The sequence below is a fragment of the Vibrio casei genome, from assembly GCF_002218025.2.
Lineage (GTDB): Bacteria > Pseudomonadota > Gammaproteobacteria > Enterobacterales > Vibrionaceae > Vibrio > Vibrio casei.
Genome location: NZ_AP018680.1, coordinates 446,466 through 466,173, shown reverse-complemented (window position 1 = coordinate 466,173; position 19,708 = coordinate 446,466). Strand labels below are relative to the sequence as shown.

Sequence of the window (19,708 nt, the reverse complement as noted above, 5' to 3'; positions counted from 1 at the left end):
TTAATCCCATTAAGGACTGAGTTATGGCTCTGATTGAACAACTCAAAGAAGAGCAAAAATTAGCGATGAAAGCCAAAGATAAATTACGCCTTGGCACTATTCGTTTAGCTCTTTCAGCCATTAAGCAACGTGAAGTTGACGAAAGAATTACGCTTTCTGATGATGATATCCTTGCTGTGCTGACTAAAATGGTTAAACAACGTCGCGACTCTGTTACGCAATATGAAGCAGCAAATCGTCAAGATCTTGCTGACGCTGAAAAAGCTGAAATCGTTGTACTTGAGGAATTTATGCCTCAACCACTGAGCGAAGAAGAAGTGAGCGCTTTAATTGATAAAGCAATTTCTGATTCTGGTGCAGCTGGCATGCAAGACATGGGTAACGTAATGGGGGTATTAAAACCTCTACTTCAAGGACGTGCAGACATGGGTAAAGTAAGTGGTTTAGTTCGCTCTAAACTCGCTTAAATCCCAGCTTAAATTAAAACAAGCCGTGCACTTCTTTGAAGTCGCACGGCTTGTTTGTATTTATAAATACGAGAATGAAAAACTTGTAACTTGATAAATCCTATCTAAGCTCGGTAAGTAAAACGCGCTCTAAACACGAAATTGGATTCTATTCTTTATGGCAGGACACATCCCACGTAGTTTTATTGATGACCTTCTCGCTAGAGTCGACATCGTCGATCTGGTTGATCCTAGAGTAAAGCTCAAGAAGCAAGGTAAAAACTACGGCGCATGTTGTCCATTTCATAATGAAAAGTCCCCTTCTTTTATCGTCAGCCCCGATCGTCAAACCTACCACTGTTTTGGTTGTGGTGTTCACGGTAATGCCATCGATTTCATGATGGAATACGAACGTCTTGAATTCGTAGAAGCAATAGAAGAGCTGGCACACTTACAAGGTTTAGAAGTCCCTAGAGAGCAACGCAGTGGTGGCAATTTCAAAGATTCCATACAAAAAGTCAGCACTGAAACAAAACGTAATTTATACGATTTATTGGGCAGTATCAGCCAGTTTTATCGGTCTCAATTAAAAGTGTCCACCAATAAAATGGCAATTGAATATCTCAAAAACCGAGGATTATCCGGTGAGATAGTGCAAAAATTTGGTATCGGTTATGTTTCTGATGACTGGGATAGCGTTCGTAAAAATTTCGGCCAACAAAAAGCCGTACAAGATATGCTGGTCGAAGGCGGCATGTTAATTGAAAATGATAAAGGAAACCGTTATGACCGTTTTCGTGGTCGTATTATGTTCCCCATTCGTGATCGACGTGGCCGAGTTATTGGCTTTGGTGGGAGAGTCTTAGGGGATGAAAAACCTAAATATTTAAATTCACCAGAAACGCCAGTGTTTCATAAAGGCAAAGAACTTTATGGTTTGTATGACGTATTGCAAATACATAAAGAACCACAGCAAATTTTAGTCGTTGAAGGCTACATGGACGTGGTTGCGCTAGCACAATATGGTGTCGATTATGCAGTTGCAGCCCTAGGCACATCAACCACTGGCGATCACATGCAAATGTTGTTTCGTCAAACTGGTACCATTGTCTGCTGTTACGATGGAGACAGGGCCGGTCGTGAAGCAGCATGGCGAGCAATGGAGAATGCTCTTCCTTATTTAAATGATGGCCGCCAGCTAAAGTTTATGTTCTTGCCCGATGGTGAAGATCCAGATTCTTATATTCGAGAATATGGTAAAGATCAGTTTGAACAACAAGTTCATAAAGCAACATCATTGTCTGAGTTTTTATTTAACACATTGATGCAACAAGTCGATACCAGCAGTAATGAAGGTAAAGCAAAGCTCACCGCTTTGGTTGTACCGCTAATAGAAAAAGTACCGGGAGGGACATTACGCCTATACTTACGTGATTTACTTGGTAAAAAGTTGGGCCTTCTAGATGAAAGACAATTGCAACAATTAATAAGTAAAGAAGCTCAAGCAGCATCGTCACCTCAACCACACAAAAAAATAAAGCGTACACCTATGCGTGTCGTTATAGCGTTACTTTTACAAAAACCCAGCTATGCTGAATTAGTACCTGATTTAACCAGTATTAGTCATATAGACTTACCGGGATTAAGTTTATTATTAAACGTACTTGATATTTGTCGAGAAAACCCCCATATCAAGTCCGGTCAGCTGATGGAAAACTGGCGAGAAACAAAAATGGAAGCATTATTATCAAGACTATTAAGTTGGGATATTCCCCTCAATGATGATAATGAACAAGACGTTTTTTTAGATACATTGGATAACATATTTACTCAGTGTATTAATAAACAAATTGAAGTATTGCAAGCAAAGCAAAGAAGCTCCGGCTTATCAGTCGAGGAGAAAAAGGAGTTGAATGATTTAACTCTTCAACGTCCTAAATAGATGCTACGACCAACGGCTAATACCCAACTGGTCAGCAATAATTAAATTTGTTATAATTGGCGGTTTGCATTTCGCATACTAATATTCTTCACTCAGACCTCAAGTTGGATATCGTCGATGGATCAAAATCCGCAGTCACAGCTAAAGTTACTTGTCGCAAAAGGTAAGGAACAGGGCTATCTGACCTACGCCGAAGTAAATGACCACCTACCTGAAGAAATCGTAGATTCAGAGCAGGTAGAAGACATCATTCAAATGATCAATGACATGGGTATCCAAGTCGTTGAAACCGCACCTGATGCGGACGATCTTATGTTGAATGAAGCCGTAGCCGATGAAGATGCTGCCGAAGCCGCAGCTGCAGCACTTTCAAGCGTTGAAAGTGAAATTGGCCGAACGACTGACCCTGTTCGCATGTACATGCGTGAAATGGGTACGGTTGAACTATTGACCCGTGAAGGTGAAATCGACATTGCAAAACGCATTGAAGATGGCATCAATCAAGTTCAATGTTCAGTTGCCGAATACCCAGGTACTATTTCATACATCCTTGAGCAATTTGATAAAGTTCAAGCTGAAGAGTTACGTCTTACTGATATCATTTCAGGCTTTGTTGATCCTGATGATGATGGTAATGCCGCACCAACAGCAACTCACGTTGGTTCAGAGCTTGCCGTCAGTGATGATGAGCTGGACGATGATGATGATTCAGACGATGATTCAGACGATGACGAAGAAGAAGATGTTGGCATCGATCCAGAGCTTGCTTTAGAGCGCTTCACTGAATTACGTAATACGTATCAGAACCTTCAACTAGCCATCAATGAACATGGCCGTGAAAGTAAAGCGATTGCCGCGAGCAAACAAGAATTTCTTGATGTTTTCCGTCAATTCCGCCTGATCCCAAAACAGTTTGATTACTTAGTCAATGGTTTGAAAAACTCAATGGATCGTGTTCGTACTCAAGAACGCTTGATTATTCGCACCGTGGTTGAGTACGGAAAAATGCCTAAGAAAGCTTTCGTTAATGCCTTTACTGGCAACGAATCTTCTGACGCATGGTTAGATAATATTCTAGCTTCAGGCAAACCATACGCAGAAAAGATTAAGCAAAGTGAAGAAGATCTTCGTCGCTCAATCTATAAACTTAAGAGCATCGAAGAAGAAACGTCTTTAAATGTACAAACCATTAAAGACATCAGCCGCCGCATGTCGATTGGTGAAGCGAAAGCTCGTCGTGCGAAGAAAGAAATGGTTGAAGCCAACTTACGTTTGGTTATCTCGATTGCTAAGAAATACACAAACCGTGGTTTACAATTCTTGGATCTTATCCAAGAAGGTAATATTGGCCTCATGAAAGCGGTCGATAAATTCGAATACCGTCGTGGTTATAAGTTCTCAACTTATGCCACATGGTGGATTCGTCAGGCGATCACTCGTTCAATTGCAGACCAAGCGCGTACCATTCGTATTCCAGTTCACATGATCGAAACTATCAATAAATTGAATCGTATCTCTCGTCAGATGCTTCAAGAAATGGGTCGTGAACCGCTACCAGAAGAATTGGCTGAACGCATGCAAATGCCGGAAGATAAGATTCGCAAAGTTCTGAAAATTGCTAAAGAGCCAATCTCAATGGAAACACCAATCGGTGATGACGAAGATTCGCACTTAGGTGACTTCATTGAAGATACCACGCTAGAACTGCCTTTAGATTCTGCTACTTCAACCAGCTTGAAGTTTGCTACTAAAGACGTACTAGCTGGCCTAACGCCACGCGAAGCAAAAGTGCTACGTATGCGTTTCGGTATCGACATGAATACAGACCATACTTTGGAAGAAGTAGGAAAGCAATTCGATGTAACACGTGAACGTATCCGCCAAATCGAAGCGAAAGCTTTACGTAAACTTCGCCACCCAAGCCGCTCAGAAACCCTGCGTAGCTTCTTGGATGAATAATCCAAATTAGGCAGCGATAAATTAGATAAATGGTAAAAAAGGTGGGCTTAGCTCACCTTTTTTGTACTTGTAAGGTGAAACTGGTTTAAGTGACTAGAAACTGTACAGAATAGGCATACTTATCATCTAGACAGCTTTGTTCTATTCCCCTATAATCGTCCCTCAATTCGGCCCCATAGCTCAGTTGGTTAGAGCGCACGACTCATAATCGTTAGGTCCACAGTTCAAGTCTGTGTGGGGCCACCATATACAGAAAAGCCTGAGATCATTATTGCTTCTCAGGCTTTTTATTGAAATAAAGTAAAGCTTCTCTTAGTCTCAGTCAATTTTCATACTTACTGCACCTATTGGACTGAAAATAAGTCGATAAAAAAGCAATGTCATTACCGACATCGCTTTTTATATTTATCCGTCTCTTTTACTGCACTACGCTTGTTTTTTCATTAGCGATTCACGGTATTGAACAATATCTTCAATCGTTAATACTGGCATATTATGAACCTTACCAAAAGTTACTATTTCTTCTGCTCTTGCCATAGTACCATCTGGGTTAGTCACTTCACACAATACTCCTGCTGGATTTAGTCCAGCAAGCTGCATAAGATCGGTAGTCCCTTCGGTATGCCCACGACGGGTTAAAACCCCACCTTTACGGGCGCGCAATGGAAATACATGCCCTGGACGTGCAAGGTCGCTTGGTTTTGCATCGGCAAAGATAGCTGTTTTAATCGTCGTCACTCGGTCGGCAGCTGAAACCCCAGTCGTGACACCTTGTTTTGCTTCAATGGAAACAGTAAAGGCCGTTTGATTTTGGCTATTATTGTCGATGACCATTGGTGGCAGTTCGAGTTGATTGGCTTGCTCATCACTTAGACATAAACACACAATGCCACTGCCTTCGCGGATCATTAATGCCATTTGGACATCTGTTAATGTTTCGGCAGAATAAATCATATCGCCTTCATTTTCGCGATCTTCATCATCAAGCACAAGTACACCTTGTCCTTGTTGTAAAGCAAGCAATGCAGCTTCAACACGTTCAATTGGATTGCCAAAATCAGCAAGTAAAGAAGGTTGTTTCTGATTCATGGTAATAGCTCCTGTAGATACCAGAATCAGGGCTATTGTAGAAGGGGTTTGCTCAAGACACAGCGATACTGCGTTTTGATTAAACGTCAAATGCACCTAGCGCCCTTTATACATAGAAATAGCAGCTAAGTGCAAAATATCCTCTCCCATCCAGACTATAACTGTCGGCTCTGGCATCTCACCAGATCTGCTGACCTTGATCCAAAAATCAAGCGCTCGCGGGCTGATAACGTTTAATACGTTATATACCGCCGGTGGGGAATTACACCCCGCCCTGAGAATAAATTAAATAAATTGTGTCTACCGATACACGCTAAATGTATGTGGTAGGCCTTGATGATATTACAGCTTTAAAAAAAAATCTAATTGATCTGCGCAAAAAAAACCTCAGCAAGCACGCTGAGGTTTTTTGAAGTCTTGAGCTTAGTAAGCGTTATGCTGCTGCTTTCAATTCTTCTACTGAAGCCACTACTTTTTTCTCACCAATAGGCAATACTGTGCGGCCAAATTCATGATTAATCACAGTTGCCATTGCAAGGTAAACCGCACTTGAACCACAGAACAAACCAACGATACCGGCAATGTGACCAATTGTTGAATTTCCAGTAAAATCACCTGCCGCAAGTAGGAAGAACAATACAGTTAAGCTACCAAATACAACTTGCTTCGCAACCGGATAACGAGCCAATGTGGCAATGAACATTAAACCAGTAAATATACCCCAAATCGTCAAGTAAGATGCTAAAAAGTAAGCTGAAGTGGCTTCACCTAAACCCATACTTGGCATTAGGATTAAACCCACTAAAGATAACCAAAACATACCATAAGAAGTAAATGCGGTAGTACCAAATGTATTACCATTTTTGTATTCCATGATACCGGCGATCACTTGAGCGATACCACCGTAAAAGATCCCCATAGCAAGAATAACCGTGCTTAATGGAAATAAACCTATATTGTGTAGATTTAAAAGAATAGTGGTCATACCAAAAGCCATTAGGCCTAGTGGGGCTGGGTTTGCTGGGTTTGTAGAGATCGAGGTTGACATAAAATTACCTGGTTAAAATGTGATCGGAACAGTAAAAAGCGGCGTATTATTGTCGATGGTTTCGCCTTTGTAAAACATTTTGTGGGCTATATCACGAAAAATTATTTCACATCATAAAAAACCTCAAAACTCCTTACTAAGGAAATATTGAACCTTTACATCTTTATCATAAAAACTAAGCTAGCGAGTCTTTTTTATCTCTGGTGGAATAGCGGTTTGTTCCGGTTGAGATTCTGATTTCACGTCATCTATTCCTGTTGTCTGCTCTTCAGTTTTAGGTAATGGCGGATTCTTCAAAACAATCACAGGACGAGTAATAAATAAGTTATTAGGATACAAAACAGAATCCCCTTCCATATTACGCATTTGTACTGTCATGAATGACATTTCTATGATTTCACCTTCAATGAAGTTAGCACCATCAACCACTCTCACCCAACGCCCAATTCGGCAATCATTTTGAGTAAATAGGATTAAAAAGCTGGTTAAATTGCTCAAAATAGACCAACCCGCAAATAATGCGACTCCCAATAAAGCAAACATTGATGATCCCACCACCAACAATCCACGCAACTCTATGCCCCATATCATCAACAAGATACAAATAAGAACAATTGAGGTCAGAGTATTTAGCAGCAAACGAGCTCGTTGCTTACGGTGTGGACTGATGCCGGATTTCATACTACGTAGAAATATTTTCGCCGGTATACGACGTAGCATAGGATAAAAGATCAATAATACAGCTGTGATTAACCACTTATAATAATCTTGAGTAAAAACAATCCACTCTTGCGGAAAATTAAACATATATGATGAACCTCATCAGCTGAGTGATTAAATTAAATCGCAAATGCTTTCTTTTGGTATCGATTTGCCAAGACAGCGCAGTAAAAAATTTGTAATGGGTGATAAATCATAATGGGTAATAAGATCATCCCCAATCTTGGATCACTTCCAAAAATCACTTTTGCCATTGGAATACCGGCGGCGAGTGTTTTTTTACTGCCACAAAATACGGCGGCAACTTCATCGGCATGACTAAAACCTAAACGCTTTGTCGTCCATACCATCAATTGCACAATTGACACCAAAACAACACTACAAATCAAGACGGACATCGCGACATACTCAAATGAAAAACTATGCCAAACACCTTCAGAAACAGAATCACTGAATGCATTAAATACAATCAATAAAATGACGTATTTATCGAGCTTATTCACAATGTTTTTATGTTTTTCAAAAGTAGACAATAATAGCGGTCTAAGTACTTGTCCGATAATCATGGGTAACAATAACATTTTCGATATCGACATAACCGACGACATAATATCAAGCTGTACGCCTTCAAACCCCATGAATAGTTGTATCAACAAGGGCGTAATCACAATGCCTAAGATACTTGAAAGAGAAGCATTGAAGATTGCCCCCGGTATATTTCCTTTACCAATTGCAGTCATGGCAACCGACGATGAAATAGTACTTGGTAATACGAAAAGAAAACAAAAACCAAATGCTAAAGCATGCGGCATGATAGAAAGCATACCTTGTCCAAAAATAACCCACAGCATAGGATAAATAACAAATGTCGCACACTGAACAAAAAGATGAAGCTTCCAGTTACTTACACCATTTTTCAAAGCTTGTGGAGATAAACCAATTCCATGCAGAAAAAAAACCAAAGCAATACCAATATCAGTCACCTTATTTAAATGAAGAATACCATCACTTTGACCAACTTGTGGTATGAGTGCAGCCAATACTATGGCAACAACCATGCAAGCTAAAAACCATTCCTTTTTTAGTATATTAATCACGCTGAATTTCATTACCTCTCCATTTAAGACTATTACAGCTTTGGAACTTGTCAGACATCGTATAAACTAAACTCTTAGATAAAACTGTTAACTGTATCCTTATTGTAAATAAGTATGCTTTCAAATTAACACTATATTTGACATAAATTATAGTGAGCTTCGATAAGAGGTCATACTCGTCTACAATTTAAACATCGTAGTATGCTCATAATAGGCTTCTAACCCATAAGGAAAGACAATGACATTGGATCATGTAGCCCTAGGTATTCTCATCTTTGTAGTGTTGGTCATATTTTACGGTATTATCGTTATACATGATATCCCGTACGAAATATCCAAAAAACGCAATCATCCTCATCAAGATGCCATTCATGTAGCAGGTTGGGTAAGTCTGTTTACGTTACATGTTTTATGGCCATTTCTGTGGATATGGGCAACATTATGGCGCGATGACAGAGGGTGGGGATTTAATAAGCTCCAAGCAGAACAAGATGACATGCATCATCAAGTTGATGACCTCAATAAAAAAATAGCCCAACTACAGAAACAAATGGCAGAATTAACGACGACACCAAGCTCTCAAACGACATCAAAACCAAACACACAAGACAATAATACTAGTGGAGAATCAAACTAATGGAAACAATATTGATTCTAACCTATACCGCTTTTTGTATTGCGATTTTTAAAATTTTCCGTATTCCACTCAATAAATGGACCGTTCCTACAGCCGTTTTAGGCGGCGTTGTTTTATTAGGATCCATCTTTTTAGCGATGAACTATTTCCAACCTTTCACTCAACTTGGCGGTCAAATCTACAGCACTACGCCAATGGTTTCAAACGTTCGAGCTCGAGTAGTCTCTGTTGAAGTTGAACCCAATAAACTGGTGAAACAAGGTGATGTGTTAGTTCGGTTAGACGATACACCTTTTAAGGCGATTGTCGTTCAGAAAAAAGCCGCTCTTGCAGCAACCAAACAAAATGTTTTAGTACTTGAAGCAGCTTACAAACAAGCCGCGGCAACAAGTGTTCAAGCACTAGCAGAAAGAGATCGTTCTCAACGTGAAGCCGTTCGTTATCAGAAAGGTTACAAGCGTGGCGCCTTCACGTTGCAACAAGTAGATGACAAACAACAAACAGCAAAAGGCGCAGAAGCCGCTTACCAAGCCGCGCTTTCTAATGAAAATGCAGCCAAGGCAGCCTATGAATCTCAAATAGATGGAGTCAATACTTCTGTAGCAGAAGCACAAGCGACATTAGATCAAGCACAATTCAACCTTGATCAAACCATTGTTCGAGCTCCCACTGACGGTTATGTGTCTCAATTAGCGTTAAAACCAGGTGTCATGGCGGTTCCCCTTCCATTTAAGCCAATATTAACGTTTGTTAGCACTCAAGATCCACGTGAATTTGTTGGTGCATTCCGCCAAAACTCAACCTTAAATATCAAGCCGGGTAATGAGGCAGATGTTATCTTCCGTGCATTACCAGGTAAATCCTTTAAAGCTGAAGTGACGGATATTCTACCAGCTATTGCCGAGAGTCAAATTCAAGCTACTGGTACATTACTAGGAACCAGTGCCTTACAGACTCAAGGCCGGATCATGGTGAAATTCAGACTAAAAGATGATATTTCACAGTATAACCTTCCAATGGGAACCAATGTTGAAATTGCGGTTTATTCTGGAAATTTAGAACATGTTGCTATTATTCGAAAAATCCTCATTCGTATGAAAAGCTGGCAAAACTACGTGTATTTCGATCACTAGTATTACGACGATTAACACCAAAAAGCCCCGAATGAATTCGGGGGCTTTTTAAACACTATCATCAACTCAAGTTATTTTTTAATAAATCAATACGCACAAATTTCAGCTAAGGTACTCAAGCGTTTTTGTGGATTTTCTACATAGGGATTGCTGATATCCCACGCATACCCCGCCAGAATAGAACTGATTTTCTTTTTAATCTCAGGGTTAGCCTCTTCAAAAAATACGACGTTTTGGAAACGTCCATCATACCAACCTTCAACATACGCTCGAAACGTATTCACTCCAACCATTAATGGTTTGGCATAATCTTGCTGCCAATCCACTTCTTCACCGTTGAATTGACGAATTAAAACTGCGCTAGCAAGCTCGGCCGATTTCATAGCAATCGTCACGCCAGAAGAAAAGACGGGATCCAAAAATTCACCAGCATTCCCTAACATCGCATAATTGTTTGCAGCAAGGTGCTTAACATTTGCAGAATAACCGCCAATCGAGCCACTAGCATGACAAAATTCGGCATCTCGGAATAATTGTTTTAAATGCGGCTATTCTTGAGTCAGTTGTTTCAGCGCTGTAATTTCATCTTGCGGATAGGCATCAAAAAAATCAGGCGTAGCCACCACACCCACCGAGCAAATACCGTGACTAAAAGGAATTAACCAATACCATACATCCCAATTATCTGGATGGACATAAATCGTGATTTTATTACGATCATAATCTAACTCTGAAGCTAAATTGTCACTGATATTATCCGTCACATGAGTAAATAACGCCTTACGCGTTGGTAAACCGGAAGAGGACTCCAAATCCAATAAGCGAGGTAACACTCGTCCGTAGCCACTAGCATCTAGCATCTAGCATCTAGCATCTAAGATAAAGTCGGCTTCAATCTGGTAAGGGTGTTGTTGCTCATCTTCAACCGAAAAAAAATTCGCGGCATGGGTCGCGTCTCTCAGATGGCAACTTTCGCCACAGAGAATGCTTTATTACAAAGTGGTTTACTCACTTCCGATGGTGAAAAACATGACGTACTCACTAATGGAAAAACGGGTGTCGCTTATGATTCTTCAACTGGAAGTACACCGGCTATTGGTGCGTTTGGAGTGATACTAAATGAAAAATCGACCCGAGCAATAACCGCCACTACTTACGTACAAATGATGCCACATACGTCTGCCGTTAACGTTGGATTATTTTTCGGTTTACGTGGACGCGTCATCCCAACTAGCAGCGCATGCACGTCAGGCAGCCAAGCGATTGGTTATGCTTATGAAGCAATTAAGCACGGCTATCAAACCATTATGATAGCCGGAGGAGGAGAAGAACTATGTCCAACAGAATCTGCTGTTTTTGATACCCTTTTTGCTACCAGCTTAAAAAATGATGCACCGAAATCCACACCTCGTCCATACGATAAAGACCGAGATGGATTAGTTATTGGGGAGGGCGCAGGTACATTAGTCCTCGAAGAGTATGAACATGAGTGGCCCGTGGTGCGACTATTTATGCAGAGATCGTAGGATTTGCGAGCAACTGCGACGCTGCCCATGTCACCCAGCCGCAAATGGAAAATATGCAACGCTGTATGGAACTGGCTCTTGAGAATGCCAACCTAGAGCCAAACATGATTGATTATATTTCAGCTCATGGAACAGCAACCGACCGAGGAGATATCGCTGAAAGTAAAGCAACCTTTAATGTCTTTGGACATCAAACCCCGATCAGCTCACTGAAGAGTTATTTTGGACACACACTCGGTGCTTGCGGTGCAGTAGAAGCCTGGCTGAGTTTAGAAATGATGCATACTGGCTGGTTTAGCCCCACCTTAAATATGGACAATATCGATCCTGAATGTGGCGATCTCGATTATATTCAAATATACTGGGCGAGAAATCGAATGTCGATACATCATGAGCAATAACTTTGCTTTTGGCGGCATTAATACCTCCATTATTTTCAAAAACATCTAGATAATACCCCAAAAAACTAACAATAGATGATCGATAACCCAAACGGCGCCCATATAACAAGCGCCGTTTTCATTAACCAGAAAACCTTCCTAGAGCTTATAACCAATACCGACCATATAAACCCATGGATCAATATCCACATCAACATCAAGTGCCCCAACACCAGACAGATCAACGGTCGCCTTGGTATCGATATCGATATATCGAACTTGAGCATTCAATGTAATATTATCGGTAATAAAATAATCCATACCAATTTGTCCAGCCAACCCCCATGAATTATCAAGATTCAAATTACTAAAACCTTTTGCTTCTGCACTGCTATCGATCGATCGATTCATCAAAAAACATCGTATAGTTAATGCCAATACCAGCATAAGGTTGAAATTTTGAACTCATTGCCATAGGGTAATACAATACACTTAATGTTGGTGATAAGTGTTTTATATTGCCCAATCCACCATTTAAAGTATCTAAACCTGCTGGCGCTCCACCTAAAGAAACATCATGACTAAATGGGGTAGCAGCCAACAGCTCTACCGCCCAATGATCCATAACCATATACGCAAAGTTAATCCCTAGTTGCGTATTATTATCTACAGAAACATTGCCTCCTAAATCAGCACTTCCCGCCTTAACGCCTGAACTACTTTCATCTGGAGCAACCATCACCGCACCAGCCCGAATTAAAAAATCCCCCTTTTCTAAAGCAGCATTAGCAGAAACAGATACCGTCAGCCCTAACGTAAAAAGTGATATTGTTAATAGTGATTTTTTCATTATTACACCCATTTTTTAATTATTAGTTATCGCTGACAACAATAATCAATAAACAGATAATACTTTTGAGGTATATCAATTTAAGTAATCTATTATTACATTATTATAATAATTTATGATCCATTTAACACTTTCCTCCCCCAAATAAATCACGTTTAATAAAGCAACAAAAATCAAGGCTAGACTTATCTCTAAGGTTTATACTCAGAAACTTGAAGAAAGTGAGCTTATCAAAAACACCACTGATGGTTATGGAAACTAATATAATCAGGAAATGTACATGATTTATAAGATTGGAGAGTTAGCAAAACAATGTGGTATCAATAACGATACACTTCGATTTTACGAAAAATCAGGATTACTCAGCCCATCAGCTCGTTCTGATTCAGGGTACCGACTTTATAGCGAACAAGACAAACAAGCTTTACAATTTATTATACGAGCTAAAAAGGTTGGATTTAATCTTTCTGACATAAAAGAATTACTAGAGATTGAAGTCGATAAAGCCAGTAGTTCATGCTCGGACGTAAAACAAGTAGTCGATATGAAACTCGCCGATGTGGAGCAAAGATTACTTGAACTACAACATTTTCAACGTTCATTGAAAACCTTATCTTCCGCTTGTTGTGGAGGAGAAGGTAGTGCAGAGCAATGTACTATTCTACAAGCACTAGAAACCAACACAGACAAAGTCACACAAGAAACCCACCATGGGCATAAACATAATTAATGCCAGAGCTTTCCCTTAACAATTATGCATAACGTTATCGTGCAGCTTTAGAGAAAATCCGTCCTAAGTATTATAAAAATCGACGCCTACACGCGCTGAGACTAATATACCCAATAGATTCAAGTACCACCGGAACTGGAAGATCAGTATAAAATAGAAAAGTATCAATATCGACAACAACGAATCTAGTTTCTTCTTCGGTAATAAGTTATAAAGCAAAGAATTATGGTAATCCCGTCGAAAAATAATCACTGGCAAAAGTGAGATTGTCTTGTAATCTAAACGTAGGAGATTCAAATACAAAAAAGGCCTTAGCATTTCTGCTAAGGCCTAATATGGCAGGGGTGGAGAGATTCGAACTCCCAACACGCGGATTTGGAATCCGCTGCTCTGCCAATTGGAGCTACACCCCTAAAACTTTGTTTATATTACTTTATATTGGCTAGTAAAGTAAATTGTCTTTTTCAAAATTGAAGAATAAGTGGCGGAGTGGACGGGACTCGAACCCGCGACCCCCGGCGTGACAGGCCGGTATTCTAACCAACTGAACTACCACTCCGCAGTGTCTATTCAGTAAACTAAATTTAAAGCCTGGCGATGTCCTACTCTCACATGGGGAAACCCCACACTACCATCGGCGCTACTTCGTTTCACTTCTGAGTTCGGCATGGAATCAGGTGGGTCCAAAGCGCTATGGTCGCCAAGCAAATTCTTTCGTTAAACGCATAAGCGTTTAACTTAATTCGGAAAGCTGCTGTTATCTCTAACTCGTTCTCAACACGTCATTCAAGTATCTATTCGTATTTCTTACTCTATTCAGTCCAGCCAAAACCCTTTAGGTGTTGTATGGTTAAGCCTCACGGGCAATTAGTATTGGTTAGCTCAACGCCTCGCAGCGCTTACACACCCAACCTATCAACGTCGTAGTCTCCGACAACCCTTTAGGACGCTTAAAGCGCCAGGGAAGACTCATCTCAGGGCTCGCTTCGTGCTTAGATGCTTTCAGCACTTATCGATTCCGAACTTAGCTACCGGGCAATGCCATTGGCATGACAACCCGAACACCAGAGGTTCGTCCACTCCGGTCCTCTCGTACTAGGAGCAGCCCCCTTCAATCTTCCAACGCCCACGGCAGATAGGGACCGAACTGTCTCACGACGTTCTAAACCCAGCTCGCGTACCACTTTAAATGGCGAACAGCCATACCCTTGGGACCGACTTCAGCCCCAGGATGTGATGAGCCGACATCGAGGTGCCAAACACCGCCGTCGATATGAACTCTTGGGCGGTATCAGCCTGTTATCCCCGGAGTACCTTTTATCCGTTGAGCGATGGCCCTTCCATTCAGAACCACCGGATCACTATGACCTGCTTTCGCACCTGCTCGAATTGTCATTCTCGCAGTCAAGCGGGCTTATGCCATTGCACTAACCACACGATGTCCAACCGTGTTTAGCCCACCTTCGTGCTCCTCCGTTACTCTTTGGGAGGAGACCGCCCCAGTCAAACTACCCACCAGGCACTGTCCTCACCCCAGATAATGGGGCTAAGTTAGAACATCAACACTACAAGGGTGGTATTTCAAGGTTGACTCCACATCCACTGGCGTGAATGCTTCAAAGTCTCCCACCTATCCTACACATGTAGGGTCAATGTTCAGTGCCAAGCTGTAGTAAAGGTTCACGGGGTCTTTCCGTCTAGCCGCGGGTACACTGCATCTTCACAGCGATTTCAATTTCACTGAGTCTCGGGTGGAGACAGCGTGGCCATCATTACGCCATTCGTGCAGGTCGGAACTTACCCGACAAGGAATTTCGCTACCTTAGGACCGTTATAGTTACGGCCGCCGTTTACCGGGGCTTCGATCAAGAGCTTCTCCGAAGATAACCCCATCAATTAACCTTCCGGCACCGGGCAGGCGTCACACCGTATACGTCATCTTACGATTTTGCACAGTGCTGTGTTTTTAATAAACAGTTGCAGCCACCTGGTATCTGCGACTCCCGTCAGCTTAGAGAGCAAGTCTCATCACCAACAAGAGCGTACCTTCTCCCGAAGTTACGGTACCATTTTGCCTAGTTCCTTCACCCGAGTTCTCTCAAGCGCCTTGGTATTCTCTACCCGACCACCTGTGTCGGTTTGGGGTACGATTTCTTACAAACTGAAGCTTAGAGGCTTTTCCTGGAAGCATGGCATCAATGACTTCACTACCGTAGTAGCTCGACATCGTGTCTCAGCCTAACAATTTCCCGGATTTACCTAAGAAATTAGCCTACGCACTTGAACCTGGACAACCATCGCCAGGCCCACCTAGCCTTCTCCGTCCCCCCATCGCATTTATAAGAAGTACGGGAATATTAACCCGTTTCCCATCGACTACGCTTTTCAGCCTCGCCTTAGGGGTCGACTTACCCTGCCCCGATTAACGTTGGACAGGAACCCTTGGTCTTCCGGCGAGGGAGTTTTTCACTCCCTTTATCGTTACTCATGTCAGCATTCGCACTTCTGATACCTCCAGCAAACTTCTCAGTTCACCTTCAACGGCTTACAGAACGCTCCCCTACCCATCCTAGTAAACTAGGATGCCGCAGCTTCGGTGTATAGCTTAGCCCCGTTACATCTTCCGCGCAGGCCGACTCGACCAGTGAGCTATTACGCTTTCTTTAAATGATGGCTGCTTCTAAGCCAACATCCTGGCTGTCTGAGCCTTCCCACATCGTTTCCCACTTAGCTATACTTTGGGACCTTAGCTGGCGGTCTGGGTTGTTTCCCTCTCCACGACGGACGTTAGCACCCGCCGTGTGTCTCCCGGATAGTACTTACTGGTATTCGGAGTTTGCAAAGGGTTGGTAAGTCGGGATGACCCCCTAGCCTTAACAGTGCTCTACCCCCAGTAGTATTCGTCCGAGGCGCTACCTAAATAGCTTTCGGGGAGAACCAGCTATCTCCAGGTTTGATTGGCCTTTCACCCCTAGCCACAAGTCATCCGCTAATTTTTCAACATTAGTCGGTTCGGTCCTCCAATTGATGTTACTCAATCTTCAACCTGCCCATGGCTAGATCACCTGGTTTCGGGTCTATACCTAGCAACTCGACGCCCAGTTAAGACTCGGTTTCCCTACGGCTCCCCTATACGGTTAACCTTGCTACTAAATATAAGTCGCTGACCCATTATACAAAAGGTACGCAGTCACACCACGAAGGTGCTCCTACTGCTTGTACGTACACGGTTTCAGGTTCTATTTCACTCCCCTCACAGGGGTTCTTTTCGCCTTTCCCTCACGGTACTGGTTCACTATCGGTCAGTCAGGAGTATTTAGCCTTGGAGGATGGTCCCCCCATGTTCAGACAGGATATCACGTGTCCCGCCTTACTCGTTTTCACTTAGTATGCGTTGTCGGTTACGGGGCTATCACCCTGTATCGCGGCACTTTCCAGAGCCTTCACCTGACGCATATAAAGCTTAAGGGCTAATCCAATTTCGCTCGCCGCTACTTTCGGAATCTCGGTTGATTTCTCTTCCTCGGGGTACTTAGATGTTTCAGTTCCCCCGGTTCGCTTTATTAACCTATGTATTGAGTTAATAATACGTGCTTATGCACGTGGGTTTCCCCATTCGGAAATCGTAGACTCAAGTGGCTTTTACTGCCTAATCTACGCTTATCGCAAGTTAATACGTCCTTCATCGCCTCTGACTGCCTAGGCATCCACCGTGTACGCTTATTCACTTAACCATACAACCCAAAAGGGTCTTTATGTATGTCAACTAAATAAGGTTTAGTTTTTGTTTATTTTGGAGGGTAATCCAAAATAAACGATTTGCCGGACTCAATAGAACAAACCATTACTGGTTTGTAGAATACAAGACACTTGAATGTGTGTTGTTACTTATTACTTGCAAGCAAGCAATAAGATTTGAGAACTTTTATTAAGATAAACAGTAAATGTTTATCTAGTCAGCTTTCCAAATTGTTAAAGAGCAAGAGTTTATTCTTTTCAAACAAACCACTTTTTAAAGACTCTTGGCGACAAAAATTCCCATCCAAAGTAGTTATTGGATGCGAAGCATCGTAAAAGTATTTAAAGAGTGGTGGGCGATACCGGGCTCGAACCAGTGACCCCCTGCTTGTAAGGCAGGTGCTCTCCCAACTGAGCTAATCGCCCACATTGTTTTCTTACCTAAAGTAAGCATTTCCGTGGGAGGAAATGGTGGGTCGTGCAGGATTCGAACCTGCGACCAATTGATTAAAAGTCAACTGCTCTACCAACTGAGCTAACGACCCAGATCTTCATTAAAGAAGATGGTATCCCGTAGGGGAGTCGAACCCCTGTTACCGCCGTGAAAGGGCGGTGTCCTAGGCCTCTAGACGAACGGGACACGGACGGTGAAAGCATTGGGATGCTTTCAAACTCTTTTCTATATAAACCTAATCAATCTGTGTGGGTACTCATCAATAATAAATCTTTCGTAAGGAGGTGATCCAGCCCCAGGTTCCCCTAGGGCTACCTTGTTACGACTTCACCCCAGTCATGAACCACAAAGTGGTAAGCGTCCTCCCGAAGGTTAAACTACCTACTTCTTTTGCAGCCCACTCCCATGGTGTGACGGGCGGTGTGTACAAGGCCCGGGAACGTATTCACCGTGGCATTCTGATCCACGATTACTAGCGATTCCGACTTCATGGAGTCGAGTTGCAGACTCCAATCCGGACTACGACGCACTTTTTGGGATTCGCTTACTTTCGCAAGTTCGCTGCCCTCTGTATGCGCCATTGTAGCACGTGTGTAGCCCTACTCGTAAGGGCCATGATGACTTGACGTCGTCCCCACCTTCCTCCGGTTTATCACCGGCAGTCTCCCTGGAGTTCCCGACATTACTCGCTGGCAAACAAGGATAAGGGTTGCGCTCGTTGCGGGACTTAACCCAACATTTCACAACACGAGCTGACGACAGCCATGCAGCACCTGTCTCAGAGTTCCCGAAGGCACACCTGTATCTCTACTGGTTTCTCTGGATGTCAAGAGTAGGTAAGGTTCTTCGCGTTGCATCGAATTAAACCACATGCTCCACCGCTTGTGCGGGCCCCCGTCAATTCATTTGAGTTTTAATCTTGCGACCGTACTCCCCAGGCGGTCTACTTAACGCGTTAGCTCCGAAAGCCACGGCTCAAGGCCACAACCTCCAAGTAGACATCGTTTACGGCGTGGACTACCAGGGTATCTAATCCTGTTTGCTCCCCACGCTTTCGCATCTGAGTGTCAGTATCTGTCCAGGGGGCCGCCTTCGCCACTGGTATTCCTTCAGATCTCTACGCATTTCACCGCTACACCTGAAATTCTACCCCCCTCTACAGTACTCTAGTTTGCCAGTTTCAAATGACCTTCCGAGGTTGAGCCCCGGGCTTTCACATCTGACTTAACAAACCACCTGCATGCGCTTTACGCCCAGTAATTCCGATTAACGCTCGCACCCTCCGTATTACCGCGGCTGCTGGCACGGAGTTAGCCGGTGCTTCTTCTGTTGCTAACGTCAAGCAACGCCGCTATTAACGACGAAACCTTCCTCACAACTGAAAGTACTTTACAACCCGAAGGCCTTCTTCATACACGCGGCATGGCTGCATCAGGCTTTCGCCCATTGTGCAATATTCCCCACTGCTGCCTCCCGTAGGAGTCTGGGCCGTGTCTCAGTCCCAGTGTGGCTGATCATCCTCTCAGACCAGCTAGGGATCGTCGCCTTGGTGAGCCATTACCTCACCAACTAGCTAATCCCACATAGGCGTATCCTAACGCGCGAGGCCCGAAGGTCCCCCGCTTTGCTTCTTTCCTTTAACAGAAAGGAGATTATGCGGTATTAACAGTCGTTTCCAACTGGTATCCCCCTCGTTAGGGCAACTTCCTATGCATTACTCACCCGTCCGCCGCTCGACGCCGAAGTAGCAAGCTACTTCTCGTTTCCGCTCGACTTGCATGTGTTAGGCCTGCCGCCAGCGTTCAATCTGAGCCATGATCAAACTCTTCAATTAAAGTTTTGTTGATGCTTTCGCATCGGCTCAATGATTACTGACTTCAAACTTATTCTTCTTAAAAAGAAGAAGTAACTTTAAAGTTTATTATCATTTCCCAGCAGGAAATGATAATGAATTGACTG

The 19,708-nt window shown here is 42.8% G+C and carries 12 protein-coding genes, 6 tRNA genes, 3 rRNA genes, 2 pseudogenes and 1 riboswitch; of the genes and pseudogenes, 8 read left to right on the top strand and 15 right to left on the bottom strand.

The features are described 5' to 3' along the window. The first annotated feature begins 23 nt into the window (after window positions 1-23). The 4 genes from VCASEI_RS02305 to VCASEI_RS02290 all read left to right on the top strand — a co-directional run bounded on the left by VCASEI_RS02305 (window position 24) and on the right by VCASEI_RS02290 (window position 4,593). Window positions 24-467 (top strand): GatB/YqeY domain-containing protein, encoded by a 444-nt coding sequence (locus tag VCASEI_RS02305; protein WP_086960822.1) that lies wholly within the window; start codon window positions 24-26, stop codon window positions 465-467. A gap of 157 nt (window positions 468-624) precedes the next feature. After that, window positions 625-2,388: a DNA primase gene (gene dnaG / locus VCASEI_RS02300; protein WP_086960824.1), complete on the top strand. Its 1,764-nt coding sequence runs from the start codon at window positions 625-627 to the stop codon at window positions 2,386-2,388. 117 nt (window positions 2,389-2,505) lie between these two features. Continuing rightward, window positions 2,506-4,347 carry an RNA polymerase sigma factor RpoD gene (rpoD, locus tag VCASEI_RS02295; RefSeq protein WP_086960826.1) on the top strand — a complete coding sequence of 614 codons (1,842 nt, stop codon included), beginning with the start codon at window positions 2,506-2,508 and terminating at the stop codon, window positions 4,345-4,347. Window positions 4,348-4,516: 169 nt separating this feature from the next. Then, window positions 4,517-4,593: transfer RNA gene (locus VCASEI_RS02290), tRNA-Ile, on the top strand. A gap of 180 nt (window positions 4,594-4,773) precedes the next feature. On the opposite strand, the gene ribB is transcribed toward VCASEI_RS02290, so the two are convergent. The 4 genes from ribB to VCASEI_RS02270 form a co-directional block, all read right to left on the bottom strand. Next, entirely contained in the window at window positions 4,774-5,436 is a 663-nt protein-coding gene (ribB, locus tag VCASEI_RS02285) for a 3,4-dihydroxy-2-butanone-4-phosphate synthase (RefSeq protein ID WP_089110591.1), read from the bottom strand. 134 nt (window positions 5,437-5,570) lie between these two features. Beyond that, window positions 5,571-5,722: riboswitch (FMN riboswitch) on the bottom strand. 147 nt (window positions 5,723-5,869) lie between these two features. After that, window positions 5,870-6,472, bottom strand: coding sequence for an acetate uptake transporter (locus VCASEI_RS02280; protein WP_086960857.1), 603 nt, complete (start codon window positions 6,470-6,472; stop codon window positions 5,870-5,872). A 192-nt stretch (window positions 6,473-6,664) separates the two neighbouring features. Continuing rightward, entirely contained in the window at window positions 6,665-7,291 is a 627-nt protein-coding gene (locus VCASEI_RS19625) for a mechanosensitive ion channel domain-containing protein (protein WP_226983415.1), read from the bottom strand. Window positions 7,292-7,323: 32 nt separating this feature from the next. Next, complete coding sequence (locus VCASEI_RS02270) at window positions 7,324-8,313, bottom strand: bile acid:sodium symporter family protein (protein WP_086960830.1); 990 nt, start codon at window positions 8,311-8,313, stop codon at window positions 7,324-7,326. Window positions 8,314-8,539: 226 nt separating this feature from the next. Between VCASEI_RS02270 and VCASEI_RS02265 the strand changes: the two genes are divergently transcribed. Further along, window positions 8,540-8,938: a DUF3302 domain-containing protein gene (locus tag VCASEI_RS02265; RefSeq protein WP_086960832.1), complete on the top strand. Its 399-nt coding sequence runs from the start codon at window positions 8,540-8,542 to the stop codon at window positions 8,936-8,938. Continuing rightward, window positions 8,938-10,071, top strand: coding sequence for an HlyD family secretion protein (locus tag VCASEI_RS02260; protein WP_086960834.1), 1,134 nt, complete (start codon window positions 8,938-8,940; stop codon window positions 10,069-10,071). Before VCASEI_RS02265 ends, VCASEI_RS02260 begins: the two co-directional genes overlap by 1 nt. An 86-nt stretch (window positions 10,072-10,157) precedes the next feature. On the opposite strand, the pseudogene VCASEI_RS19620 reads toward VCASEI_RS02260, so the two are convergent. Then, a pseudogene (locus VCASEI_RS19620) lies at window positions 10,158-10,931 on the bottom strand (NAD(P)/FAD-dependent oxidoreductase); the annotation flags it as partial. Window positions 10,932-10,991: 60 nt separating this feature from the next. Here VCASEI_RS19620 and VCASEI_RS02250 point away from each other — a divergent pair. After that, window positions 10,992-12,047 (top strand): annotated as a pseudogene (locus tag VCASEI_RS02250) (beta-ketoacyl-ACP synthase); the annotation flags it as partial. 89 nt (window positions 12,048-12,136) lie between these two features. On the opposite strand, the gene VCASEI_RS19745 reads toward VCASEI_RS02250, so the two are convergent. Both VCASEI_RS19745 and VCASEI_RS19740 read right to left on the bottom strand, forming a co-directional pair. Continuing rightward, window positions 12,137-12,388 carry an OmpW/AlkL family protein gene (locus VCASEI_RS19745; RefSeq protein WP_264298562.1) on the bottom strand — a complete coding sequence of 84 codons (252 nt, stop codon included), beginning with the start codon at window positions 12,386-12,388 and terminating at the stop codon, window positions 12,137-12,139. Continuing rightward, window positions 12,369-12,827: an OmpW/AlkL family protein gene (locus tag VCASEI_RS19740; RefSeq protein ID WP_264298561.1), complete on the bottom strand. Its 459-nt coding sequence runs from the start codon at window positions 12,825-12,827 to the stop codon at window positions 12,369-12,371. The genes VCASEI_RS19745 and VCASEI_RS19740 overlap by 20 nt, the downstream gene beginning before the upstream one ends. 280 nt (window positions 12,828-13,107) lie before the next feature. Between VCASEI_RS19740 and zntR the strand changes: the two genes are divergently transcribed. Continuing rightward, a complete protein-coding gene (gene zntR / locus VCASEI_RS02240) occupies window positions 13,108-13,557 on the top strand; it encodes a Zn(2+)-responsive transcriptional regulator (protein ID WP_226983414.1) in 450 nt (149 codons plus the stop codon). A 336-nt stretch (window positions 13,558-13,893) separates the two neighbouring features. Here the strand turns inward: zntR and VCASEI_RS02235 are convergent. The 8 genes from VCASEI_RS02235 to VCASEI_RS02200 all read right to left on the bottom strand — a co-directional run bounded on the left by VCASEI_RS02235 (window position 13,894) and on the right by VCASEI_RS02200 (window position 19,583). Continuing rightward, window positions 13,894-13,970 (bottom strand) — tRNA-Trp (locus VCASEI_RS02235). 69 nt (window positions 13,971-14,039) lie between these two features. Continuing rightward, window positions 14,040-14,116, bottom strand: a tRNA-Asp gene (locus VCASEI_RS02230). 30 nt (window positions 14,117-14,146) lie between these two features. After that, window positions 14,147-14,262 (bottom strand): 5S ribosomal RNA (rrf, locus tag VCASEI_RS02225). Between the two features lie 141 nt (window positions 14,263-14,403). After that, window positions 14,404-17,291 (bottom strand): 23S ribosomal RNA (locus tag VCASEI_RS02220). Window positions 17,292-17,645: 354 nt separating this feature from the next. Beyond that, a tRNA-Val gene (locus VCASEI_RS02215) sits at window positions 17,646-17,721 on the bottom strand. A gap of 43 nt (window positions 17,722-17,764) precedes the next feature. Beyond that, window positions 17,765-17,840 (bottom strand) — tRNA-Lys (locus VCASEI_RS02210). Between the two features lie 19 nt (window positions 17,841-17,859). After that, window positions 17,860-17,935 (bottom strand) — tRNA-Glu (locus VCASEI_RS02205). A gap of 91 nt (window positions 17,936-18,026) precedes the next feature. After that, window positions 18,027-19,583 (bottom strand): 16S ribosomal RNA (locus VCASEI_RS02200). The 16S, 23S and 5S rRNA genes sit together here with 5 tRNA genes alongside, the layout of an rRNA operon. Window positions 19,584-19,708 lie beyond the last annotated feature (125 nt).